We start from the raw sequence: 22,299 nt of genomic DNA, 5'->3' as shown, positions 1-22,299 counted from the left end.
TCTCCACCCTCGAACGCGGAATCCGCCGAGACGACGACCTCGCCAACGCCTACCGCGACTGGCTCACCACCGCTTGACAGCCCATAGGAGCATCAAGTCACCCCGGAACGAGGGGAGATGAAGGCGTTGCATCAAATCCCTCCGGGCTGCCTACTGATCGAACTGAATCAACCAGTGCCTCCTGACGCCAATCACCGCTGGTCAGGAAGTGTCGGTCCCGCGCTCGCGGGGATAGCTCCCAGATGAAGAAGCCGAGGCCGGCCACGCAGACGTCGGTCCCGCGCTCGCGGGGATAGCTCCTGGCGGCTGTGGTCGTCGCGGTCGGACAGCTTGTCGGTCCCGCGCTCGCGGGGATAGCTCCCGCCCAGGCGCTCGGCCACCTGGCCGGAGGTCGTCGGTCCCGCGCTCGCGGGGATAGCTCGAAGCCCCCGCGGTGCCTGCGGGGGCGTAGGTCGTCGGTCCCGCGCTCGCGGGGATAGCTCTCTCGACCGCGATCCCCACCTCCAAGGCCCGCAGTCGGTCCCGCGCTCGCGGGGATAGCTCTGATGTCCACGGTGTCCATGCCGCTGACCTGGAGTCGGTCCCGCGCTCGCGGGGATAGCTCCGCCTACAGGCCTCACGGAGCCGAGTACGTGCCATCGGCCCCGCACGCGCGGGGATAGCTCGACCAAGCCCAACGACTGCCAGCCCGTCAGCGGGTCAGCCCCGCGTTCGCGAGGATTGCTCGGGGCTTGACCGACCGTCACAGCGCGCAAGGAAGTCGGCCCCGCGCTCGCGGGGATTGCTCCGTCCGTCGGCGCACGTCGCGCTCCTCCATCTGGTCGGCCCCGCGCTCGCGGGGATTGCTCCTGCGGGATCTCCACCGGGCTGTCTGCCCCGTTGTCGGCCCCGCGCTCGCGGGGCTGGCGGACTCATCGGCCCCGCGGTCGCGGGGGTCACTCCGAGCTTGCGGTGCTTCGGAGTCGGGGCGCTCTGTCAGCCCGCGCTCGCGGAGTCTTGGATTCGTACTGAATGGGACGGGCTACGCTGGGGCGAATCACTGCTGGTCAGGAAGTATCGGTCCCGCGCTCGCGGGGATAGCTCCCAGCCTCAGACCAGGGTCTGTTCCATCTACGCCGTCGGTCCCGCGCTCGCGGGGATAGCTCCTCCTCGGCGAGCTCCCGGTAGATGCCGTTGTGGTCGGTCCCGCGCTCGCGGGGATAGCTCCGCCTCGGCGCCCACCGGCCGAGAGGGGTTCGTGTCGGTCCCGCGCTCGCGGGGATAGCTCCGGTCGGGGCCCGTTCCACCGCGTCGGATGGTTGGTCGGTCCCGCGCTCGCGGGGATAGCTCGAGTTCGGCCCGGCCCTCCTCGCCGAGGCGGCAGTCGGTCCCGCGCTCGCGGGGATAGCTCCAGCCACAGACCGGGCCGGTCCGCCCCCGTCCTGTCGGTCCCGCGCTCGCGGGGATAGCTCTGGTCGGCTCCGGAGGCGCGGGCTGGCTGCAAGGTCGGTCCCGCGCTCGCGGGGATAGCTCCGTGCCGGAGGCGTTCGCATCCGCGCCGGAGACGTCGGTCCCGCGCTCGCGGGGATAGCTCGAGCTACCACCTGCCGGCCGAGCAGGCGACGACGTCGGTCCCGCGCTCGCGGGAATAGGTCCGCGCCGCTGATCGACGCGGTGGGCATCCTCGATCACCGGTCGGTCCCGCGCTCGCGGGTGTCCTCTGACTGGCGACCGTGACCGATTGCCAGGTGAGTTTGACTGCCGAGTGGATAGCCGAAGCCTGGTCAGCCGCAGAGTTCCGCGATGGTGTCGTCGAAGTCGGGGAACTCCTGGGTGGCCAGCTCGACCACCGTGGCAGCCGATCGGTTTCGCCCTGGTGCGAACCTTTCTGCGACGGACCTCAGCTCCGGGTTGGGGCGCGTTGCACGCTGGCGCTCGTGCGGGTCTGCTGCTTCGCAAGGTCCGAGGCCGTCGGCCAGCAGCCACAGGAAGTCGCCCAGGTCGCGCGCGATGACCGCGGTCTCCCCCTCGGATCCGAGGAACACGACCGGCTGCTCGGTGAGTGCCAGGGCAGGGTGGGTCAGCCAGAGCGCCGCGTAACCGCCGGTGCCGTCCTGGCCGAAGATGCGGAACCCGTCGCCGTCCAGGTCCTTGTTGCCGGTCCAGGCCCGGAACCAGCCGGTGGTCTCCTCGGCGGGCAGGAAGGCGGGGAAGGGCTCGAAGTCGACACCGTCACCGCCGTCGTAGTCGAACGGAGCCGCCATCGCAGAGGCGAGTGCCGGAGGGAACTGTCGATCATCGGTGTACATCACGCGCACAGGTTAGCGATCGGTCAAAGTCACCTGGCAAACGGTCAAGGTCGCCTGTCAGAGGACAGCGGGGATAACTCCTCGCTGCCCTGACCCAGTTCTTGGAGGCGGTCGTCGGTCCCGCGCTCGCGGGGATAGCTCCCCGGCTACCGAGACCTTGGCCCGCGAGGCCGGCCAGAGCGAACGGGCCGTCAACCTCTTCCGCGAGCACCTCGCCACCAGAGTGCTCGCGCCACGCGACCGCGCGTTCTTCACCGCGCAGCCCTCCGGCGCCCTGGTCGAGGCTGGCGAAGCGGACCAAGCCGCCACCGCCGCGCAGGAAGCCCTCGTCCTGGCTGCGGGCGCCCGCTTCGGGCAGGCCCTCGCCGAACTTCACCGCACCGCCGCCGGCCTCGCGCCGTACGCCCGGCGCCCGGCCGTACGCGAGTTCCGCCGGCGCCTCGGCGAGCTGACGGTGGTCTAACCGGCGAGGAAGGCGCCCACCTTCTCGATCACCTCACGCTGCCACGCCTGCGACTGCGGGTGCAGGTACCGCGGGTCGTCGTGGACGGCGAAGCCGTGCTGGGCGCCCTCCAACTCCACCAGCTCCACCCGGCCGCCGAACATCGGCCGGTGCCGACGGGAGGACTCCACCGGCACGAAGGTGTCCGCAGTGCCGTGCACCATCAGCACCGGCGCCCGCACCCCGGCCAGAATGCTCGGAGTGTCCAGGTAGAACACCTCGTTCAGCAGGGCCCGGTTCAGCTCGAACGGCGACTTCTCGGTGAAACCCTGCTCCGCCAACCACACCGCCCTGTCCCCGGACAGGTAGTCCTCCGACCAGCCCGGCCGGGAGGTGACGTACCGCTCCTTGTAGTCCAGCCGCGGGTTCAACAGCACCAGCTTGTCGACATCGTTCGGCCGGTGGGCCGCGTGCAAGGCGGCGGCACCGCCCGAGAACGAAGCAGCGATCACGTGCACCGGCCCCTGCCAGCCGATCCGCTCGCGCACGTGGTCGCAGGCAGCCCGGATGTCATTGGCCACCGCGGCGATCGTCAACTCCGACTCACGACCGCCGCTCGCCCCGTGAGCCCGCAAGTCGAAACGCAGACTGGTCACCCCCGAGGCAGCCAACCCGGCGGCCAGACGCGTGAAGAACCCGCCCTCCTCCCGAGTCACCCCCGACCCGTGCACAAGCACCGCCACCGGCCCCCGCGTCCTGGCCTCACACAACGTGCCGAACAGCGCGGTACCGTCCAGGGACTGAAACGCCGACTCGTGATCAACCATGAACAGATCGTAGTCACCCGGGCGACCGGCTGCTCCCCTTCGCCGGATCCGGCCTACCCGGGCAGTTCGGCTCGGCGGGCAGCAGCCGAACGCTCCGGGCGCAGAACCTTGACCGGCCCCGTCGAACCGTCACCCTCGGTCGAGTACCCGAACCCACGGCTCCGGCAGTGGTGACCCGCTACGCCAGACCTACCCCGCCCCGCACCTGACGCCCGCTCCGCCAGCCCGAGGCGGCCTGCCGGCCTGGCCGCCTCAGGCTGAACCGACGACGCACACACGCCCCAGTCTCTCGGTTGCACCGGGCAGTTCCGACTGGAGCTGCTGGCCGCCGGACGTGGCACCATGAACGCGCTCCTTGACACCAAAACAGCACAACCGACAAGCCTCCTCCGGGCAGTCAAGAACTGACAAAGGCGCCGCTGCGCCGCAGGTCAGAAAGTGCCCGGTCCGCCCACGCGGAGGTGCCCCGGAACTGCGGGGACGTGCAGGCGTCCGCCCGGTGTCCGCTCCGCCCACGCGGAGGTGCCACGATGAGGCCGGCGGCGAGGGCGAGGGGTCGGGGGTCCACTCCGCGTGCACGGAGGTGCCCCGTTCGACACCACGGGCTAATTCGCACTGAATGGGATGGGCGTACTCTGAGGCGAGCACTGCTGGTCAGGAAGTGTCGGCCCCGCATGCGCGGGGATGGCTCCGGGACGCTCTGGACGACGTGGATGTCGAGGAAGTCGGCCCCGCATGCGCGGGGATGGCTCCTGCCATCCGTCAGCCTGGAGGCTGACCGCCGCGTCGGCCCCGCATGCGCGGGGATGGCTCTACTCGGGGCGCTCCCCGGGCCGCCGCAGGTGAGTCGGCCCCGCATGCGCGGGGATGGCTCCAGTCCATGTCGCCAGCAACCGACCGTTGCACGGTCGGCCCCGCATGCGCGGGGATGGCTCCCTCGGAATGATGGGCTACAAGAACGCGCGGGTGTCGGCCCCGCATGCGCGGGGATGGCTCTGCGCCCGCGTCGCCCGCCCCCGCCGAAGCCGCGTCGGCCCCGCATGCGCGGGGATGGCTCCTGACAACGCCTGCGGGGACTTCCTGTGGATCGGTCGGCCCCGCATGCGCGGGGATGGCTCCTGGCAGACGGCCCCGCCGTCGCCGGCCGTGATGTCGGCCCCGCATGCGCGGGGATGGCTCCACCGAGCTGATCCCGGTCACCCACCGCAGCAGGTCGGCCCCGCATGCGCGGGGATGGCTCCTCGCCGAAGGCGCGAAGCTACCGGCGGTGAAGGTCGGCCCCGCATGCGCGGGGATGGCTCCAAAGAACGGCCCCGGGGATTGCGCCCCCGAGGGTCGGCCCCGCATGCGCGGGGATAGCTCTCCGGGAGTCGGAGCTTCCTCCCTCCCCTTTAAGTCGGCCCGCGCTCGCGGGGATAGCTCCCTAGGCAATAGGGAAGGTCGACATGATGCAGCGTCGGCCCCGCGCACGCGGGGATGGCTCCCAGTAGCCCTGAGCCAGCCACCCCCGGATGTCGTCGGCCCCGCGCTCGCGGGGGTTGCTCGTCTTCATGAGGATGGCGCGCACGCCGTCTCCGTTCGCCCCGCAGACGCGGGGCTCTGGATTCGTACTGAATGGGACGGCTACGCTGGGGGGAATCACTGCTGGTCAGGAAGTGTCGGTCCCGCGCTCGCGGGGATAGCTCCGTCCACTCCGCCGAGGTGCGGTCGTGGCGGGCGTCGGCCCCGCGCTCGCGGGGATGGCTCCCCGCCGCCCACGCCCACCGCGCGGAGCTGCTGGGCCGGCCCCGCGCTCGCGGGGATAGCTCCCGGCCTACCCGGATGGTCCAGGCGACTGAGCGGTCGGCCCCGCGCTCGCAGGGGTTGCTCCCCCGAAGCCGCAGTCCTCGGCCCCGAGTCGACCCCGCGCTCGCGGGGATAGCTCCATCGGCCACGACTCCCGGCAGTGGCGGGAGGGGTCGGTCCCGCGCTCGCGGGAATGGCTCCGGCGTTGTGCGGACCCTGGTCAAGGGCCGCAAGGTCAGCCCCGCAGTCGCGCGGGTTGCTCCGTGAGCGACACCATCCCCCGGAACGCCACGTTCGTGGTCTTTACTCCCGAAGAGACAGCGCCACCTCGGCGGCGCCCAAGGCACCAGGTCACCGTGTGAGCACAAGGACAACGGACCACGCCCAGTAACTCGCGCAGGCCAACGCCCATAGGGAATGATGAACGTCGGCCCGCTGCGCCCCACGCACCAGTCCTTCGAACAACTGGGCCACTAGTAGAAGGAAGACAGCAATGCCAACCGATAGCTCTGACCAGGGGTTTTCTCCAGAGGATCTCGGAAGTGATCATCTGGGACTCCTGGCACTGTGCGCCCTGCGCGCGGACAAGTCCTCGGTCGACTGGAGCCTGGTCGCACGGACCTGCCAGACGCCAGCCGGAGTTCAAGCACTGCTGGCCGGGGACATCCCCGAGGACTCTGCTGTAGCGCGTAAGAGCCTGCTCGTCCTGCGGTCAGCCTTGTCGGACCTCCACGACGCCCGTGCACGGGTCGAGATGGAGTTGAAGGCCGCGGCGGCGGCAGACGCCCGGGTCGTGACCGTCCTCGACAGCGCGTACCCCGCCAATCTGAGACTTGTTCCCAACCTCCCTCCGTTCCTCTTCTACAAGGGGAAGCTTTCGGCCGACGACGCCCGCTCGGTCGCGGTCGTGGGCACTCGAAGCGCCACTGACGACGGACTTCGTCGTGCGGCCCGCATGGCACGTGAGCTGGTACAGCACGATGTCGTCGTGTACTCGGGCCTGGCCAAGGGAGTGGACACAGCCGCTCACACCGCGACTCTGGACACCGGCGGCCGCACAGTCGCCGTGATGGGAACCGGTATTGCGGCGAAGGTCTACCCGGCCGAGAACCGCTCCCTGGCCGAGAAGATCATTCAGAGTGGTGGGGCACTTCTGTCCCAGTTCTGGCCGACTTCGCCCCCTGCAACCTGGACCTTCCCGCGACGCAACGTGGTCACCTCCGGTTCCACCATGGGAAGCATCGTCATCGAAGCCTCCAGCACCTCCGGGGCAAAGATGCAGGCCCGCATTGCTGCCGAACACGGCAAGCAGGTCTTTCTCATCAAATCCCTGGCCACCAAGGAGGCCTGGGCAGCCAAGATGATCGCCGACGGAAGAGCGGTTGAAGTGACGGAACTGGATGACATCCTGCGCCGGCTCGCCACCGCTCGACGAGCACAGAGGACCGGACAGCAGAGGCTCCAGCTCGCGCTGGCCGGCCTGTGACTCACATCTCCGATCTTCCTGAGCCCCTCGGATTCCCCAGGTGCCGCGAGTGCGCCTACCGGATCGTCGGCACCGCGACGGTATGTGCCGCGTGCGCGGCCAAAACGATCAAACCCATCGCGGACGCGCACTGCCTCACCTGCAGTCAGTCGCTTTCCGAACCGGACGCCCGGTGCGGAAACATTATCTGTGGCTGGCCGCCCGACTTACGTGCTTTCTCTCGGGTGAACGCTGTAGCACTCCACACCGACCACCTCCGAACCAGCCTCGCCGCTCTGAAATACGACGGTAAGACCGGATGGGCCCTGATCTTCGGCCGGCTCATCGTCGGATGGCTGGAGCAGCACGCTCACGAGGTCGCCGACATCAGTGTCATCCTCGCCAATCCCAGCGCTCCCGGCCGACAGCCCGTCCAGCACATCGAGACCATAATGAAGGCCGCCCGTGCGGAAGACCCCCTAGCTCGCTGGCCGCTAGGCGACCCGGACGACCCCAGCCAACCGGTCCTGGTGAAAAGCCACCCGACCGCCAGATCCGCTGGCTACGGCTGGCAGGCGAAAATGACCGCGGCACGCGAACACGCTGATGCCCTCGAACTCCGCGGCGACGTGAAAGGAAAACGGGTCCTTTTAATCGACGACGTTTTCACCACCGGGGCACAGTTCCACACCGTCGCCCGATACCTCAAGAACAACTGCGGAGCCGAGGAAGTCCGCGGCCTCGTTCTCGCACGCGCCCCCTTCCGACCGCCACCAAGCACGTGAGCACAGGCGCTCTCTTCTCCGTCGACCTTGCACGCGCAGGGGTTGCTCCAGGCCATCCGACTGTGGTGAGTCGTGCGCCGCGTCGGCCCCGCGTTCGTGGGAATCGCTCCGGCGAGGCCAGGAAAGCCGACCTGCAGCCAGGGTCGGCCCTGCGCCCGCGGGGGTTGCTCCGTGCTCGACCTGGGCGAGGCGGGGAGCGCTGCTCTTCCAAGGGCGCTGGCTCCGAGGCGGTTGACCCCTAGCTCGGGGGCTCTGGATTCGTGAGATGGGCGTACTCTGAGGCGAATCACTGCTGGTCAGGAAGTGTCGGCCCCGCAGGCGCGGGGATTGCTCCGCCATGTCCCAGGGCAACGACGGCAGTTTGAGGTCGGCCCCGCAGGCGCGGGGATTGCTCCGGACCCACCGCCGTCGTCTCCCTCGACGACCGGTCGGCCCCGCAGGCGCGGGGATTGCTCCGGACCCACCGCCGTGTCGGCAACGGCCCAATTTGAGGCCGGTCTCAACGGTTCAATCGTTGGCCATCGTGCGCTCTCGCTGGCTCAGTCGTTGTCGGCGGCGGTGGGGACGCGGCCGAGTTCGCGGCCCCGCATGCGGTAGGACTCGCCCTTGAGGGAGTGGACCTCGGCGTGGTGGACGAGTCGGTCGATCATCGCGGCGGCGACGGTCTCGTCGCCGAATGTCTCTCCCCAGCGTCCGAAGGGCTTGTTCGAGGTGACGATCACGCTCGCCCGTTCGTATCTGTTCGAGATCAGCTGGAAGAACAGGTTCGCCGCCTCGGCCTCAAACGGGATATACCCCACCTCGTCGATCTATGCCGATGTCGGCATAGATCGACCTATGCCGAGACCGCGACTATGCCGAGGACTGCCGCGACTCGCCCTCGTTCGTGTGAATCGGGGCCTTCGGGTCTCTGCATAGTGCCGGGGGTGGGCAGCACCTGACCGCGGGGCAGGGTGCCTTGCGGGAAGGGGGTCGCGATGGCGGGCACACGTAGGAAGGCCGGTGCTCTCGGGCCGCAGGTCGAGGGCTACAGGTCTTGGTTGGCGGCGAGGGGATACACCGAGCTGACGGTCCGGAACATGCTCAAGGACCTGGGCCAGGTCGGGATGTGGTTGTCCCGGCTGGGGCTTGGGATCGCCGATCTCGGCGAGGAGACCGTGGAGCGGTTCCTGTCCGACCAGCGGCGGGCAGGCCGCCGCCGGCTCCCGGGACCGCGTGGGATGCGGCCCCTGCTCGCGTACCTGCGAGAGGCCGGGCTCGTCCCGCCGCCCAAGGCCGAGGTGTCGCCGCTGGACGGCGTCTTGGAGGAGTTTCGCGACTGGATGACCGGTGAGCGCGGGCTGTCACCGACCACGGTGCTGCGTTACGCGAACACCGCCCGTCGCTTCCTGGCCGAGCAGGCGATGCCGGGCGGGGTGTTCTCCCCGGCCGGGTTGAGCGGTGCGGACCTGAACGCGTTCCTGCTGCGGGAGTGCGCGCGGGTCTCGGCCGGCTCGGCGAAGGGGAAGGTCGCCGAACTGCGGTCGCTGATGCGGTTCCTTCACCTGCGGGGGCTGATCCCGATGAAGCTCGGCGCGTCCGTGCCGCCGGTCGGCGGCTGGCGTCTGGCGGCGGTCCCGCCGACGATGTCCGCGGCCGATGTCCAGCGGCTCCTGGACTGCTGTCCGTGTGCGGGTGGTGTCGGGGTCCGCGACTACGCCATCCTGACGCTGCTGGCCCGACTGGGCCTGCGCTCGGTCGAGGTGTCGCGGCTGCGACTGGAGGACGTGGACTGGCGGTCCGGGGAGATCGCGATCCGCGGCAAGGGGCGGCGGGAGGACCGGCTCCCGCTGCCGGTCGATGTCGGCGAGGCCCTGGTCGCCTACCTGTCCGAAGCCCGTCCCCAGGTCAGCACCCGCCGCCTGTTCGTCACGGACCGGGCGCCGCGCGGGCCGATCCGAGCCGACCTGGTGGGCGACGTGGTGGAACGGGCCTGCAAACGGGCCGGCTTGCCGACGGTGGGCCCGCACCGGCTCCGGCACGCTCTGGCCGGGGAGATGCTGCGGCAGGGCTCAGGGCTGACGGCGATCAGCCAGGTCCTTCGGCACCAGGACCTGGCCACGACCGCGCTCTACGCGAAGGTCGACTTCACCGCGCTCCGCGCGGTCGCCCGCCCCTGGCCCGGGACGGAGGCGGCATGACCGGACTGCGGCAGGCCCTGGACGACTACCTGCGGCTCCGCCGGTCGCTCGGGCACAAGCTGGCCGAGGCGGCCTGGCTGCTGCCGGACTTCGTCGCCTTCCTGGACGAGCGCGGGCAGACCACGGTGACCGTCGCCGCCGCGCTGGCCTGGGTCCGGGCGCGGGAAGGCGAGGTGGTGACGACCGTGAGCCCGCGCCGGATCACCGCGGTCCGCGGCTTCGCCCGCTATCTCAGCGGCATCGACCCGGCCACCGAGATCCCGCCGCTGGGCCTGCTGCCGCACCGGCAGCGCTGGCGGCAGCCGTTCATCTACTCCGACGCCGACGTCACCGCGGTGATGGGGCAGGCCGACAGGCTCGGCCCGCCGTTGCGCGCGGCCACCTACCGCACCCTGGTCGGGTTGCTCGCCGCCACCGGACTGCGGGTCGGGGAGGCGATCAAGCTCGACCACGACGACATCGACTGGGCCGAGGGCGTGCTGCGGATCAGGGAGACCAAGTTCGGCAAGTCCCGCCTGGTCCCCCTGGACGCCAGCAGCGTTGACGCGCTCCGCGCCTACGACAACCTCCGCGACCAGGTCACGCCACGTCCAACGGATCCGTCGTTCTTCGTCTCGCGCACCCGGCGGCGCCTGATCTACGCCGTCGTCGCCCCCACGTTCCGGCAGATGGTGACCGGGTCCAGCGTCGGGACCGCTGCCCCCAACCCACCCCGGCTGCACGACCTCCGCCACACCTTCGCCGTCCGGACCCTGCTGACCTGGTATCGCACCGGCGTCGACGTCCAGGCGAGGATCCCGTCGCTGTCCACCTACCTCGGGCACCGGGAACCGTCCTCGACCTACTGGTACCTCTCTGCGGCACCGGAACTGCTGGCCCTGGCGGCCGCCCGCCGCCAGGGCATCGGAAAGGCGGCACGGCCATGACCTCGATCGCTCCCACCCTCCAGTCGTTCTTCACGGACCGGCTGGTCCTCCAACGCCAGGTGAGCCCGCGCACCGTCGCCGCCTACCGCGACGCGCTCCGACTCCTCCTCGGCTTCGTTCACCAGCGCACCGGCACCGCCCCGGAGAAGCTGGACTGGACCGACCTGGACGCCGACGCCGTCTCCGCCTTCCTCAACTACCTGGAGGACGAACGCGGCAACAGCGCCCGCACCCGGAACGTCCGGCTGACCGCGATCCGCTCCCTCTTCTCCTACGCGGCCCTGCAGCACCCCGAGCACGCCCTCCTGATCCAACGCGTCCTGAACATCCCGCCCAAGCGGTTCGACAAGAGGAGCGTGACCTTTCTGACGGCCGCCGAGGTCGACGCCCTGTTGGCGGCGCCGGATCCCCGGCGCTGGGAGGGCCGGCGGGACAGGGCAATGCTGGCCCTGGCGGTCCAGACCGGCCTGCGGGTCTCGGAACTCACGAGCCTGGACTGCGACGATGTCACCTTCGGCGACGGCGCGTCCGTCCGCTGCGAGGGCAAGGGCCGCAAGCACCGCGCCGTCCCACTGGACCGAAGCATCCAGGACCTGCTGCGGGCCTGGCTCGGTGAACGCTCCGGAAAGCGCGGTGAACCCCTGTTCTGCATCCGAACCGGGCGGCGTCTCACCCGCGACGCCGTCGCCCAGCGCCTGGCCATCCACGTCCGAGTCGCTGGCGAAGCCTGCCCGACCCTCCTCGACAAGCGCGTCCATCCGCACGTCCTCCGCCACAGTTGCGCGATGTCCCTGCTCCAGGCCGGTGTCGACACCACGGTGATCGCGCTCTGGCTCGGCCACGCCGGCGTCCGCTCCACCGACGCCTACGTCCACGCCGACATGACCATCAAGGAGAGGGCGCTCTCCTTGACTGCACCGGTCACCGCCCGCCCCGGCCGCTACCAGCCCACCGACAAGGTCCTTGCGTTCCTCGACCGTCTGTGAGTCGTGAGCGGAGCCGGGGGTGACAGTCCGCTTCGATAGCCTGCGGCGGTGGCTGATGATTCGTTGAAGTTCCTGATCGATGCCGATCACGGGCAGTTCTATGTCCAAGACCTTGAGCCCTATGACGCGTGGATGGCCGAGCACGCGATGGACCCGGACCTACCGCCGGCTGGCTGGACCGACGAAGCGGTACACGTTCACCGCATCGGAGTGGAACCGCACTCGATCTCCGTCGGCACCGCACGGGATGACATGGTCGAATCGCTGATCACCGTCCACACGTCCGCGCCAATGATCGAGTCGGCGGCTGAACACATCGTGGAGGTGGACCTGGCTGCCCCAACTGGCCAACTCGCCGTGTCCAGCCCGGGAGTCCACCCGGAGGACGGGCCGAGCATGACCGTTCCCGCTGGGCTGTTGCGAGCCCGGGTCTCCTACATCCCGTCTGACCCACCGGCCGTCGACACCAACGGTGGGCCCGGCGATCACTTCCTCTATCGGATCGACCTCTGGCCGACCGACCAGTCATGCGGGCTCTTCGTCCTCAAGCAGGGCCCGAATCCCTGGGCAGGATAGATCCTCCCGCCGTCGACTATGCCGAGCAGAACAGCCCGCCGCACAGCCCACGATCAGGCTTGCCAACAGCCTTCTCGGCATAGTCGCGGTCTCTGCATAGGTCGATCTATGCCGATGTCGGCATAGATCGACGACATCGGCCTGCTGCCCGTCGGCGAGGACTCCGCCGAGGCGTTCTACCGCATCATCGACGCCGCCTACGAACGCCGCTCGATCGCGGTGACCAGCAACATCCATCCCTCAGGCTTCGACACGATCATGCCCAAGACGCTCGCCGGAGCCAGCACCGACCGACTCATGCACCACGCCCACCTCGTCACCACCACCGGCGACTCACACCGCCTCGCCGAGGCCCTCGCCGGCAAGGGAGTGGTCCCCTTGACCTGACCCCCCACCCCCAGGAACACCACTGGCCACAGGCATGGATTTCTGATGGCCACCAGCCCGGACACCGGACGGCCGCCCACCTGGGCATCTCAATGGCCGTTGACACATCGGAGAAGCAGAACGCGAAGGCGGCCCCGGCGTCGGTCCCGCGCTCGCGGGGATAGCTCCCCGGCGACGGCCGCTTCGGCGTCGGCCTTGTCGTCGGTCCCGCGCTCGCGGGGATGGCTCCGCCAGCAGCAACGCCTCGGCCCACTGCTCGGTGTCGGCCCCGCACCTTGGGGGGCTTGCATTCGTACTGAATGGGATGGGCGTACTCTGAGCGAATCACAGCAGGTCAGGAAGTGTCGGCCCCGCATGCGCGGGGATAGCTCCGCCCACACCCACCTGCACGACTTCGCGTACAAGTCGGCCCCGCATGCGCGGGGATAGCTCCGTGCTCCATGGTCGTGTTCCTTTTCGAGTAGAGTCGGCCCCGCATGCGCGGGGATAGCTCCTCGCCGTACTGGGTCTGCAACTCTGCCAAGTCGTCGGCCCCGCATGCGCGGGGATAGCTCGGCCAGACCGGCGGGGCCGAGCCGGCGCGGCAGGTCGGCCCCGCATGCGCGGGGATAGCTCTCATGAGGGTCCGACACCGCGTCGCGCTGGCCGGTCGGCCCCGCATGCGCGGGGATGGTTCCCGATGCTGGATCTCACCCAGTCCCTCGGTTCCGTCGGCCCCGCGCTCGGGGGGATGGCTCCTCGCCGATGTGCTCGGCGCCCTCGCGCAGCTCGTCGGTCCCGCGCTCGCGGGGATGGCTCCGTGGTCCAGGAGCAGCAGCTCCAGTGGGCCGCGTCGGCCCCGCGCTCGCGGGTATAGCTCGGGTGGTCGGCGCCGTCGAATAGACGTCGGTCGGTCGCCCCGCATGCGCGGGGCTGGCCCTCGCCGGCTCCATGTCGAAGATGTCGGCCCCGCGCTCGCGGGGGTTGCTCCGGAGTGGTCGAGAAGGACACCGGCCTCGACCAGTCGGCCCCGCACTCGCGGGGGTTGCTCCCAGTACACGGCCAGCGGCACCGCTGGCCAGAAGTCGGTCCCGTGCTCGCGGGGGTTACTCGAACATGATGCAGGGCGAGCAGGCGAACGGGTAATTGGCCCCGCGCTCGCGGGGGTTGCTCCACGGTCGAGATCCCGCAGTCGATGTTGGCGTAGTCGGCCCCGTGCTCGCGGGGGTTGCTTACGAGAAGTCCTGCACCACGCCGTTCCAGTCGGCCTCGCGTTCGCGGGGGTTGCTCCCACGGTGCGCTTCCCGACAATGGGTACGTGCCGTCGGTCCCACGCTCGCGGGGGTCGGCTCCCCCTGCCGGAGTTCGGTCGCTTTGGTCGCTGTGTCGGCCCCGCGTTCGCGGGCGTCGCTCCTCGACTGGCAGATAGGCCTCCACCTTGGCGAGGTCGGCCCCGCGCTCGCGGGGGTTGCTCGATGTTCACCGAGGTCGAGCGGCTTGGGATGCCGTCGGCCCCGCGCTCGCGGGGATAGCTCGACCAAGCCCTGCGACTGCCTGCCCGTCAGCGGGTCAGCCCCGCGTTCGCGGGAATAGCTCCCTGCACGAGATCCTGCTGTTCAAGCCGACCTCGTCCGTCCCGCGCTCGCGGGGGTTGCTCGTCCTTCATGAGGATGGCGCGCACGCCGTCTCCGTTGGCCCCGCAGACGCGGGGCTTTGGATTCGTACTGAATGGGACGGGCTACGCTGGGGCGAATCACTGCTGGTCAGGAAGTGTCGGTCCCGCGCTCGCGGGGATAGCTCCGGCACCGCGCCGACGTCGCCCAGGAGCTCGCCGTCGGTCCCGCGCTCGCGGGGATAGCTCCCGCTGCTGTGGGCACTCCACGACTCGCCGGCCGTCGGTCCCGCGCTCGCGGGGATAGCTCGGGGAAACGTTCATGCGCTACCTCAAGCCGTTCGTCGGTCCCGCGCTCGCGGGGATAGCTCTTCCTCCGGGCCGAGCTTGGCGAGCGCGGCGAGGTCGGTCCCGCGCTCGCGGGGATAGCTCGCCGTTCTCGACGCTGCTCATCGGGGGCATCATGTCGGTCCCGCGCTCGCGGGGATAGCTCCTTCGGGTCGACCTCGGCGAGGCCGGCCTGCTCGTCGGTCCCGCGCTCGCGGTGTCGGCAACGGGTTTGGAGTGAACCCGCAGGATCTTCGGGACGTCGGTCCCGCGCTCGCGGGGATAGCTCCATCTGCTGCCACTGGGCGATGTCGGAGGCCTCGTCGGTCCCGCGCTCGCGGGGATAGCTCCGGCGTCTTCGTCCTCCAGTGGATCGACGACCAGTCGGTCCCGCGCTCGCGGGGATTGCTCTACCTCTCCATCCCCATCCCCGATGGCCCCGGCGTCGGCCCCGCAGGCGCGGGGATTGCTCCCCGGCGGCGGCGAGCAGCGCCTCCATGTCCTGGTCGGCCCCGCAGGCGCGGGGACAGCTCCAAGCTGCTGTAGACCCGGGCCGGTCGCCTGGCGTCGGCCCCGCACACGCGGGGATAGCTCCCGTCGGGCCGAGCGGACCCTCACCCGCGCGCAGTCGGGCCCGCGCTCGCGGGGATAGCTCCGGCAGGTTGTACCACCAGGCGGAGAGCTGGTTGTCGGCCCCGCACACGCAGGGATAGCTCCTGACCACCGACCGCGAATCGGTACGCGGAGGTCGGTCCCGCGCTCGCGGGGATAGCTCTCCGCATCCGGCGCGTTGGTGGTGAGCCCGATCGTCGGCCCCGCACGCGCGGGGATAGCTCTCGACAGTGGGCGGTCGGGACGGCCCCTCACCAGTCGGCCCCGCACGCGCGGGGATAGCTCGAGCCGACTGGCCGACCTCGGGTACGCCCCTCGGTCGGCCCCGCACGCGCGGGGATAGCTCCTACCGCTGCCCCGGCTACCCGGGCCGGGCCGTGTCGGCCCCGCACGCGCGGGGATAGCTCCGCGCCGCCCGCAAGGTCGCCCGCATGATCCTCGTCGGCCCCGCACGCGCGGGGATAACTCCGAGACCACCGAAGCGGTCAGGATCCCGCCGGTCAGCCCGTGCTCGCGGGGGTAGCTCCCCGCCGTAGAGGCTGACGAAGTTCGACCACGAGTCGGCCCCGCGCTCGCGGGGATGGCTCCCTCCTCTGGCGTGAGGGGCGCTGTCGGAACCCGTCGGCCCCGCATGCGCGGGGATGGCTCCCACGATCTTCCGCAGGGAGGACATGATGGCCCGTCGGCCCCGCATGCGCGGGGATGGCTCCGGGACCGACAAGCTCATCCGCGGCGCCCTCTTGTCGGCCCCGCATGCGCGGGGATGGCTCCCGCATCGAGGCCGAGCACACCGCCAGCCGGCCGTAGGCCCCGCACGCGCGGGGATGGCTCGGTCGGTGATGCGCTGGCCGAGACTCGTCCGGCCGCCATCGGTCCCGCACTCGCAGAGCCTTGGATTCGTACTGAATGGGATGGGCGTACCCTGAGCGAATCACTGCTGGTCAGGAAGTGTCGGCCCCGCACGCGCGGGGATAGCTCCGGGACCAGGGCGACGTCATGGTCGTGGACGAGGTCGGCCCCGCACGCGCGGGGATAGCTCCAGGTAGGCCAGGCGGTCCGCGCAGTCCTCGACGTCGGCCCCGCACGCGCGGGGATAGCTCTCAGGTCGTAGACCGACGCGATGGCGGCGGCGGGTCGGCCCCGCACGCGCGGGGATAGCTCCGGAACAACGGGATGCCGGTGTGGCCGGCCTCGGTCGGCCCCGCACGCGCGGGGATAGCTCCACGACCTGGTCCTCTTCGTACTCGAGCACCGGGTCGGCCCGCGCTCGCGGGGATAGCTCCACAGAGCGACAGGCAGAACAGCGGGACGAATTGTCGGCCCCGCGCTCGCGGGGATGGCTCCGCGTCAGGCGAGTCAGGGAGGCCGAGCTCTGCATCGGCCTCGCGCTCGCGGGGGTTGCTCCTACACCCGGCAGGGTGGTCACGGGGGTACCGCGTCGGCCCCGCGCTCGCGGGGATAGCTCTTGTCGGCTACCAAGACCGAGCTGAGGTGACGCGTCAGTCCCGCGCTCGCGGGGATAGCTCCCGTCGCCTGCCGGGCGGTGCGCGGGCGGGGGCGTTGCCGCTGGTGCGGGCGGCCTGGCGGGCGGCGCGCAGGGCGGTGCGGGCCAGGCCGGCACCGGTGGTCGCGGTCATCAGCGGCTCCCGACGAGTTCGCGCTCACGGCGGCGGGCGGCCAGCTGCTCGCGGAAGGCAACGCCCTCGGAGCGGTCCACGGTCATCCAGGCCGGGACCGTGACCGGAGGCAGCTCGGCGCCGTCGATCGCCCGAGGGACCTCGGACAGGGCGGGCTGGTCCAACAGCGGCACGCACAGGCCGCACGGCAGCTCGATCCGCACGTGCCGGTCGCAGTAGGCCGGACGCTGCTCCTCGGCCTGGTCGACGAGGCCGCTGGTGTCCGCCGACGTCGGGGCCGCGGCGGCACCGGACTGGGTGCGGGCCTGGGCCTGCTCCCGCTTGGCCTGGCGGCGCACCGCGTGCCGGTGCTGGGCAACCTCGACGTGGTACGCGCAGGTCTGGCACTCGCCACCGACCTCCACGTCCGTGCCGGACTCGCAGCTGGGCAGGTGGCAGCCGCGCCGGACCAGGCCGCGGTTGCGTCCCGGGGCGGCGAGCCAGGCGTACGGGTCACGGATCTCGTCGCGCTCCAGGACGTACCGGCGCTCCAGCCGCTGGGCGACGCGCTCGATGTCGCCGCCGACCTCGCGGATCGCCTGACCGATCGCCCGGGCCACCTCCCGCTGCTGCCAGCGGTTCATCCGGTCCACCAGCTCCGGTACCAGGCGCAGGACCCGGTGGACCTCGGCGCTGACCGTCATCGGCGCCAGGGCGGAAGCCCCGTTCGTGGGGTTGGTCGTGGTCGCGCTGGGGGTCTTCGGCGGTTCCGGCGAAGCCGCAACCAGGCTGGCCACGACGGCGGTCTGCTCGGCGACAGCGGTCACCGGCTCGCCCGGCCCAGCGTCGCCCTCGCACGCGTGGGTGTCGCGCGGTACGGACGTTGCGGCTACGCCGGAACCGCAACCACCAGCGGCGCTGGGGAGCTTGTTCAAAAAAGCTTGATCAAGGGAGCTTGTTTGGGGAGTCGAAACGAGGGGGGTGGTGGGAACCGAAACCGGGGGGGTGGTGGGAACCGAAACGAGGGGGGTTTCCTCGCTCTCCATCAGGTCCTGCGGAGCGGGCGCGCACGATTGCGGGGACGGACCCTCTTCGGCGAGTGCGGGACGCATCGGTGCCGGGTTCACGGTGTACCGGTACGCCTTCCCCTCGTCTCCGTGCCGGGTGACCCAGCCCTCGGCGACCAGTTGCTTGGCGACCTTGCGGGTCGTCTCGGCGTCCAGCGAGCATAGCTTCGCCAGCTGGCCCGCCGAGGTCGTCGTGCCCAGGTGCTCGCGGTAGCTCAGCCCCGAGTACACCTTGAACCGGCTCCCGGAAAGGGTGTCGCGGGCGTACGCCGAGATGCACACCGCCCGGACGTCCGGGCCGATCGGATCGACACGCCGGGCACTCGTGCCGCCACTGCGCGGCACGCTGTGCACCAGGACGCCCTCGACCTCGCGCAGCATCGCGGCCACCGCCTTCGGGTGCAGGTCCAGGCCAGCGGCGATGGTGGCGTTCGCCGCCCAGCAGTAGCCGGCCTTCCCACAGGAGTAGTCCGCCACGACGGTTACCGCGCGAACCTGGTCTCCTGTCGCCAGGCCCAGCCAGGCGACAGGGAAGCGGACCGGGAACGACGAGCCGGCGTCCGTCTCCCGCTCAGCCGGCGCCTGGCCGATGTCCTCCTGGCAGGTCCCCCGCGCGGCGGCGGCGAGTCCGGTTCGTGCCTCCGACCGCTGGCCGGGAACCCGCGGGGCGGCCTGAAGTACACCTACCAGGGTGGTCGCGGGGGTGCCGCCGCGCTCACCCGAAGGAGTGATATGTGTCACGTCGACCCGGGGGCTGGCCAGCGAGCTGATGGCCCGTCCGCCGACGACCGCGTCTCGACAGGCCAGGCAGGAGGCGGGATCCGACTCGGTCGGACGACCAAGAACAGTGCCAGCGTCGTCGAAACCTGTGGCGCCGACGACGGCACCACGAGCACGACGACACTGGCAGCCCGGACGGGGCTGCTGCATGATGACAGGGCCTCCTAGAGATAGGTGGGCACGCAAAAGGCGCCCTCGGCGTCGGATGCGGTTCTGGGGAGAACCTGAATTCGCCTGGTCACCCGGTTGGTAGCCGGAGATTGGGCCTTCGCTCCCGGGTTGGTAGCCCGGTGGCGGTGATGAGGGCCGTAGGAGTCGGTGGTGGTACACCGGCCACGGCCAGGCGGCGAAGAACCCGGTGGTACGGGTTGGCCGCCCTAGACGACTACGTCATCTCAAACCCCCTTCGGGGGCGAGGTGTATCCACAACGACAACGACGGCACCCCGCCGGAGCGACCGACTGGTCGCTTCCACGGCGGGGTGCCGTGTGTGTGCTCGGGAGCGCGTACGGGTACGCTGCATCATGTCGTGACCTACCTTCGATGGGTCTGACCACGGAGAGGGCCCCTTGCAGGGGGCGCCGATCCATTCGCGCCGTCCGGACTTGCCTAAGGTCCGGACGGCGAATTCTTTTGTGCCAAGCACAGCAACCCTACCCCCTCCAGCACGCCCCGCACGCAGCTGACAGCATGCCGTGTCGGTCTGACGCCTCGACGAGATGAAAGCCCGACAAGTTCGCCCCTCCTAGCTCGTTGTCAGGTCGTCAAGGCCATGCTGCGCGGGCTCGGCGGGGCGCTGTGCGACCCAGCCGGAACCGCCAGCCTCGGGGTCGTGGACAGTGCGCACATGCTGGAAGCCTCGCTCCGTGTAGTACCGCTGGAGCCGGGTGTTGCTGGTCCAAGCGTCCAGCCGCAACCACTGTGCCCCGCGATGTGCCGCCCGATCGCCAGCCCAGTCGAGCAGTCGAGTCCCGAGGCTCAGGCCGGCGAACTTCCTATCCACCGTTAGCTTGTGGACGTACAGTGCTTTGTCCTGGCGCTCCTGAGGCGTCCAGAGAAGGGGATCGGCTGCGCCGTCGAGCGTGATGGTTGCCACGAGTTCGTCGGCATCTGCTGACTCCCGCACGACGAAAACTTCGCCGGACCGGATGCTCTGCGCTATGTGGTCGCTCGGGAAGGGCGTGGACCACTGGTCGCTGCCGAGTGCAGCCAGCCACTTTGCTGCATCGACGCGGAACTGCGTCAGACGAGTCAGGTCCTTAATCTCAGCGCGCGTGATGATCACTCTGCAGCCTCCGAGTTCTCCTCGGTGCGCCTCTGCCGCTCGTAGACAATCACGTGACGGTCGCCAGGCAGCAGACAGATCGTCACCTGGACCGGCCTACCCGCGCGGTCGTGCCCGGTGCTGATCAGCTCTGCTATCGGGGTGCCGGCTGGGAGAGCAAGCCGTTCCAGCTCGGCAGGTCGAGGCATCCGCGGATAGATCTCGTCTAGCGCTTCGACCAGTTCGTGATCAAGCTCAGCAAGAACCTGGTTGGTGCCGCGTTCGACATCGTCCGGCGTCATCCACTCCGAGCCCTCCACGATCCGATGGGGAACGTAGGAGTCGTCGGTGGCGAAGGGCATGTCGTCAACGAAGCTCGTTCGCCGGCGGAACGCGACGGGCTCGCCCGGGGCGAGCTGCAGTCGCTGCCGTACGGTCTCGTCTGGAAGCTCGACGCCTACCTCGATGGTCTGCGTGCCGTCCCGCCCCTCGGTCTGGAGCAGGTTCGTGAAGATATCGACAGCTGGCGGCTTGCGCCGGAACTCGCTCTGCGGTCGGTAGACCAGAGGCCGCCACTCGCGGACGTAGACACCAGAGCCCTGGACTGACCTGACCACACCGGCGGCCTTGAGCTTGATGATCGCCTGCCGCACCGTTTCGCCCGTGACGCCGTACTGCTCGGTCAGCTCCCGCGTGAGCGGGAGCCGGTCGCCGGGCCCCAGTTGGCCAGAGTCGATCTTCTCGCGCAGGTCTTGCGCGATCCTGTCGGCTGCGCCTGGGCGCCGATGATCACGAGCAGCAGTCATGCGAGGAGAGTACCCGATTTCACTAGCGAAGTCTGCGGGGAGGGCCTGATGGTTCCGAAGCCACCTTGGTGCCGGCATCACCTGGACTTCTAGGTGGCTCCGTGGAACTTGGTGTGGAACTCCCTCAGGCCCACCTGGTTACGTCGTGGCCCGCACCGCAGCGGAGTAGTAGCAGCTCAGAACCGCCTGGGCACCCGAGCCCTGGGCTGTAACGATGCGTTGGAACCGGGCTGACCGGAGGTCACCGGCCGTCGCGACGAGCGGCTCCTGCGACTCGGATGGGCAGTAGCCATCCTCGTCCGCGGTCAACCCGGGGAGCGCGGCGGGCCTGCTGCCGATGTTCGTGAGTAGCGTGTCGCAGGCGTAGGCCGTGGCCGAGCCGTCCATCGCTTCGACCTCGACGATGTAGCCGCCGCCAGGAGCAGGGTTGAGCGTGACGTGGCGAGCGCGGCGCAACTGGGCGCGGGAGTCCTGCTGCACTTCGGCGATCTTGTAGTCGTCGGTGGCGGGATGGACGACCAGGAGTTGCCGCTGGACGTCCGGATGGGCGCGCAGCCAAGTACCCAGCGGCCGATCACCGCCGAGGACACATACGCGGCCCTTCAGGTCTGCGGGCCGTGCTCGCCAGAGCGGCGCCGGCTCGAGGTCGGCTGGCGCGGAGATCCAGCCAGCCTCAGCTGGAGTAACTGACGCGACGCCCGTAGCGGCGATCACCGAGTTGCCCGTGATCGTCGAGCCGTCAGCCAGAGTGACGCTTGCCGACCGGCTGTCGGCAGATACCGAAACCGCGCGGTTCCTGATGACCGTGCAGTGGCCTGATCCCTGGATCCGCTGGATATCGCGCGCAAGCGCCTTGGCGAGTGACGGCCCATCGGCCCAGTCGCCGGGCACGTTCGAGAGCGCACCGATGACATGGAGGCGCCCGCCGATGTCGTTGCCCTCGATCAGTACCGAGCGCAGACCCAGGCTGGCCGCCATCAGCGCTGCCGCACACCCGGCCGGCCCGCCGCCGACGATTACGAGATCCGGGTTGCCGAACGCAGTGCTCACGAATAGGCCCCTTCGGTACTGGTCAGACGCTCGATAGCGTCGTGGCTTGTGACGAGTTGAGCGCGACCGATGTTGCGGCGGGCCAGCAGCAAGGCCGCGGAGTGGTACTCCTCGCCACCGCTTGATGCGCAGGCGTCGACGGCGATCCAGGGGCGGAAGCCGGAGTGATAGGCGTCGACGGCGCTGTCGTAGACGCACGAGTCCGTGTCGATACCCACGAATACCAAGTCGGTCCAGCCGGCCTCGGACAGGGCACGTCCCGCGCCGTTGGCGAAGACGGAGGAAGTCCCCTTGTCGATCACTGCGGCTGCGTCCCCGACGTGGGGCTGGAGTTCCGTCACGATGGCCTGCTCTTCGGGCGTCCGCAGCCGGGTCCACCCGCTGATCTTCTCGTAAGGAGAGTTCGGCGGGTTCTGGAAACGGGCGAACACGACAGGGGCACCCGCCGACTTCCAGGCCTCGACCATGCAGACGATCACCGGGACTGCTCTGACGCTGTGTGCATTGATGAAGCCTTGCTGTACGTCGATGACGATCAA

16 protein-coding genes, 1 pseudogene and 5 CRISPR repeat arrays are annotated in these 22,299 nt (G+C 69.9%); of the genes and pseudogenes, 8 read left to right on the top strand and 9 right to left on the bottom strand.

The annotated features are described in order from the left end of the window. Positions 1 to 1,054 precede the first annotated feature (1,054 nt). Positions 1,055 to 1,634: a CRISPR direct-repeat array (repeat unit 28 nt; unit sequence GTCGGTCCCGCGCTCGCGGGGATAGCTC). Between the two features lie 129 nt (positions 1,635 to 1,763). Continuing rightward, a complete protein-coding gene (locus ACZ3YL_RS38315) occupies positions 1,764 to 2,288 on the bottom strand; it encodes an SMI1/KNR4 family protein (protein WP_465662161.1) in 525 nt (174 codons plus the stop codon). 157 nt (positions 2,289 to 2,445) lie between these two features. Here ACZ3YL_RS38315 and ACZ3YL_RS38310 point away from each other — a divergent pair, with 157 nt between their 5' ends. Beyond that, complete coding sequence (locus ACZ3YL_RS38310; protein ID WP_465662159.1) at positions 2,446 to 2,751, top strand: hypothetical protein; 306 nt, start codon at positions 2,446 to 2,448, stop codon at positions 2,749 to 2,751. Here the strand turns inward: ACZ3YL_RS38310 and ACZ3YL_RS38305 are convergent. After that, on the bottom strand, positions 2,748 to 3,557 hold the full coding sequence (locus tag ACZ3YL_RS38305; protein WP_465662157.1) for an alpha/beta hydrolase: 810 nt from the start codon (positions 3,555 to 3,557) through the stop codon (positions 2,748 to 2,750). The genes ACZ3YL_RS38310 and ACZ3YL_RS38305 overlap by 4 nt on opposite strands. Positions 3,558 to 4,220: 663 nt before the next feature. Further along, positions 4,221 to 4,920: a CRISPR direct-repeat array (repeat unit 29 nt; unit sequence GTCGGCCCCGCATGCGCGGGGATGGCTCC). A 915-nt stretch (positions 4,921 to 5,835) separates the two neighbouring features. On the opposite strand from ACZ3YL_RS38305, the gene ACZ3YL_RS38300 reads away from it, so the two are divergent. Both ACZ3YL_RS38300 and ACZ3YL_RS38295 read left to right on the top strand, forming a co-directional pair. Then, the gene (locus tag ACZ3YL_RS38300; RefSeq protein ID WP_465662155.1) at positions 5,836 to 6,828 is read left to right on the top strand and encodes a DNA-processing protein DprA; all 993 of its coding nucleotides are present in this window, start codon (positions 5,836 to 5,838) and stop codon (positions 6,826 to 6,828) included. Between the two features lie 224 nt (positions 6,829 to 7,052). After that, the gene (locus tag ACZ3YL_RS38295) at positions 7,053 to 7,592 is read left to right on the top strand and encodes a ComF family protein (RefSeq protein ID WP_465662153.1); all 540 of its coding nucleotides are present in this window, start codon (positions 7,053 to 7,055) and stop codon (positions 7,590 to 7,592) included. Between the two features lie 539 nt (positions 7,593 to 8,131). Here ACZ3YL_RS38295 and ACZ3YL_RS38290 read toward each other — a convergent pair. Further along, positions 8,132 to 8,392, bottom strand: a complete 261-nt coding sequence (locus tag ACZ3YL_RS38290) for an ATP-binding protein (RefSeq protein WP_465662151.1) — start codon at positions 8,390 to 8,392, stop codon at positions 8,132 to 8,134. 279 nt (positions 8,393 to 8,671) lie between these two features. Here ACZ3YL_RS38290 and ACZ3YL_RS38285 point away from each other — a divergent pair, with 279 nt between their 5' ends. From ACZ3YL_RS38285 to ACZ3YL_RS38265, 5 genes and pseudogenes are all read left to right on the top strand, one after another. Beyond that, positions 8,672 to 9,772, top strand: coding sequence for a tyrosine-type recombinase/integrase (locus ACZ3YL_RS38285; protein ID WP_465662149.1), 1,101 nt, complete (start codon positions 8,672 to 8,674; stop codon positions 9,770 to 9,772). Beyond that, positions 9,769 to 10,698, top strand: a complete 930-nt coding sequence (locus ACZ3YL_RS38280) for a tyrosine-type recombinase/integrase (RefSeq protein ID WP_465662147.1) — start codon at positions 9,769 to 9,771, stop codon at positions 10,696 to 10,698. The genes ACZ3YL_RS38285 and ACZ3YL_RS38280 overlap by 4 nt, the downstream gene beginning before the upstream one ends. After that, complete coding sequence (locus ACZ3YL_RS38275) at positions 10,695 to 11,684, top strand: tyrosine-type recombinase/integrase (protein WP_465662145.1); 990 nt, start codon at positions 10,695 to 10,697, stop codon at positions 11,682 to 11,684. Before ACZ3YL_RS38280 ends, ACZ3YL_RS38275 begins: the two co-directional genes overlap by 4 nt. A gap of 48 nt (positions 11,685 to 11,732) precedes the next feature. Continuing rightward, a complete protein-coding gene (locus tag ACZ3YL_RS38270; protein WP_465662143.1) occupies positions 11,733 to 12,260 on the top strand; it encodes a hypothetical protein in 528 nt (175 codons plus the stop codon). A gap of 126 nt (positions 12,261 to 12,386) precedes the next feature. Beyond that, positions 12,387 to 12,647 (top strand): annotated as a pseudogene (locus ACZ3YL_RS38265) (ATP-binding protein); the annotation flags it as partial. Between the two features lie 342 nt (positions 12,648 to 12,989). After that, a CRISPR array of direct repeats spans positions 12,990 to 13,262; the repeat unit is 28 nt. Between the two features lie 1,135 nt (positions 13,263 to 14,397). Then, a CRISPR array of direct repeats spans positions 14,398 to 14,731; the repeat unit is 28 nt; unit sequence GTCGGTCCCGCGCTCGCGGGGATAGCTC. 1,004 nt (positions 14,732 to 15,735) lie between these two features. After that, positions 15,736 to 16,008: direct repeats of the CRISPR family, unit length 28 nt. A 668-nt stretch (positions 16,009 to 16,676) separates the two neighbouring features. On the opposite strand, the gene ACZ3YL_RS38260 reads toward ACZ3YL_RS38265, so the two are convergent. From ACZ3YL_RS38260 to ACZ3YL_RS38235, 6 genes are all read right to left on the bottom strand, one after another. Continuing rightward, on the bottom strand, positions 16,677 to 16,814 hold the full coding sequence (locus tag ACZ3YL_RS38260) for a hypothetical protein (RefSeq protein WP_465662141.1): 138 nt from the start codon (positions 16,812 to 16,814) through the stop codon (positions 16,677 to 16,679). Beyond that, entirely contained in the window at positions 16,814 to 18,337 is a 1,524-nt protein-coding gene (locus ACZ3YL_RS38255) for a hypothetical protein (RefSeq protein ID WP_465662139.1), read from the bottom strand. The genes ACZ3YL_RS38260 and ACZ3YL_RS38255 overlap by 1 nt, the downstream gene beginning before the upstream one ends. Before the next feature lie 1,048 nt (positions 18,338 to 19,385). After that, positions 19,386 to 19,925 (bottom strand): GNAT family N-acetyltransferase, encoded by a 540-nt coding sequence (locus tag ACZ3YL_RS38250; protein WP_465662138.1) that lies wholly within the window; start codon positions 19,923 to 19,925, stop codon positions 19,386 to 19,388. Then, complete coding sequence (locus tag ACZ3YL_RS38245; protein WP_465662136.1) at positions 19,922 to 20,710, bottom strand: GntR family transcriptional regulator; 789 nt, start codon at positions 20,708 to 20,710, stop codon at positions 19,922 to 19,924. The genes ACZ3YL_RS38250 and ACZ3YL_RS38245 overlap by 4 nt, the downstream gene beginning before the upstream one ends. 138 nt (positions 20,711 to 20,848) lie before the next feature. Then, the gene (locus ACZ3YL_RS38240) at positions 20,849 to 21,760 is read right to left on the bottom strand and encodes an FAD-dependent oxidoreductase (protein ID WP_465662134.1); all 912 of its coding nucleotides are present in this window, start codon (positions 21,758 to 21,760) and stop codon (positions 20,849 to 20,851) included. Continuing rightward, the gene (locus tag ACZ3YL_RS38235) at positions 21,757 to 22,299 is read right to left on the bottom strand and encodes a cysteine hydrolase family protein (protein ID WP_465662132.1); all 543 of its coding nucleotides are present in this window, start codon (positions 22,297 to 22,299) and stop codon (positions 21,757 to 21,759) included. Before ACZ3YL_RS38235 ends, ACZ3YL_RS38240 begins: the two co-directional genes overlap by 4 nt.

It is taken from the genome of Kitasatospora sp. NPDC023176 (assembly GCF_055560495.1).
Note: the sequence above shows the minus strand (reverse complement) of the source record. Positions and strands in the feature narration are given on the sequence as shown.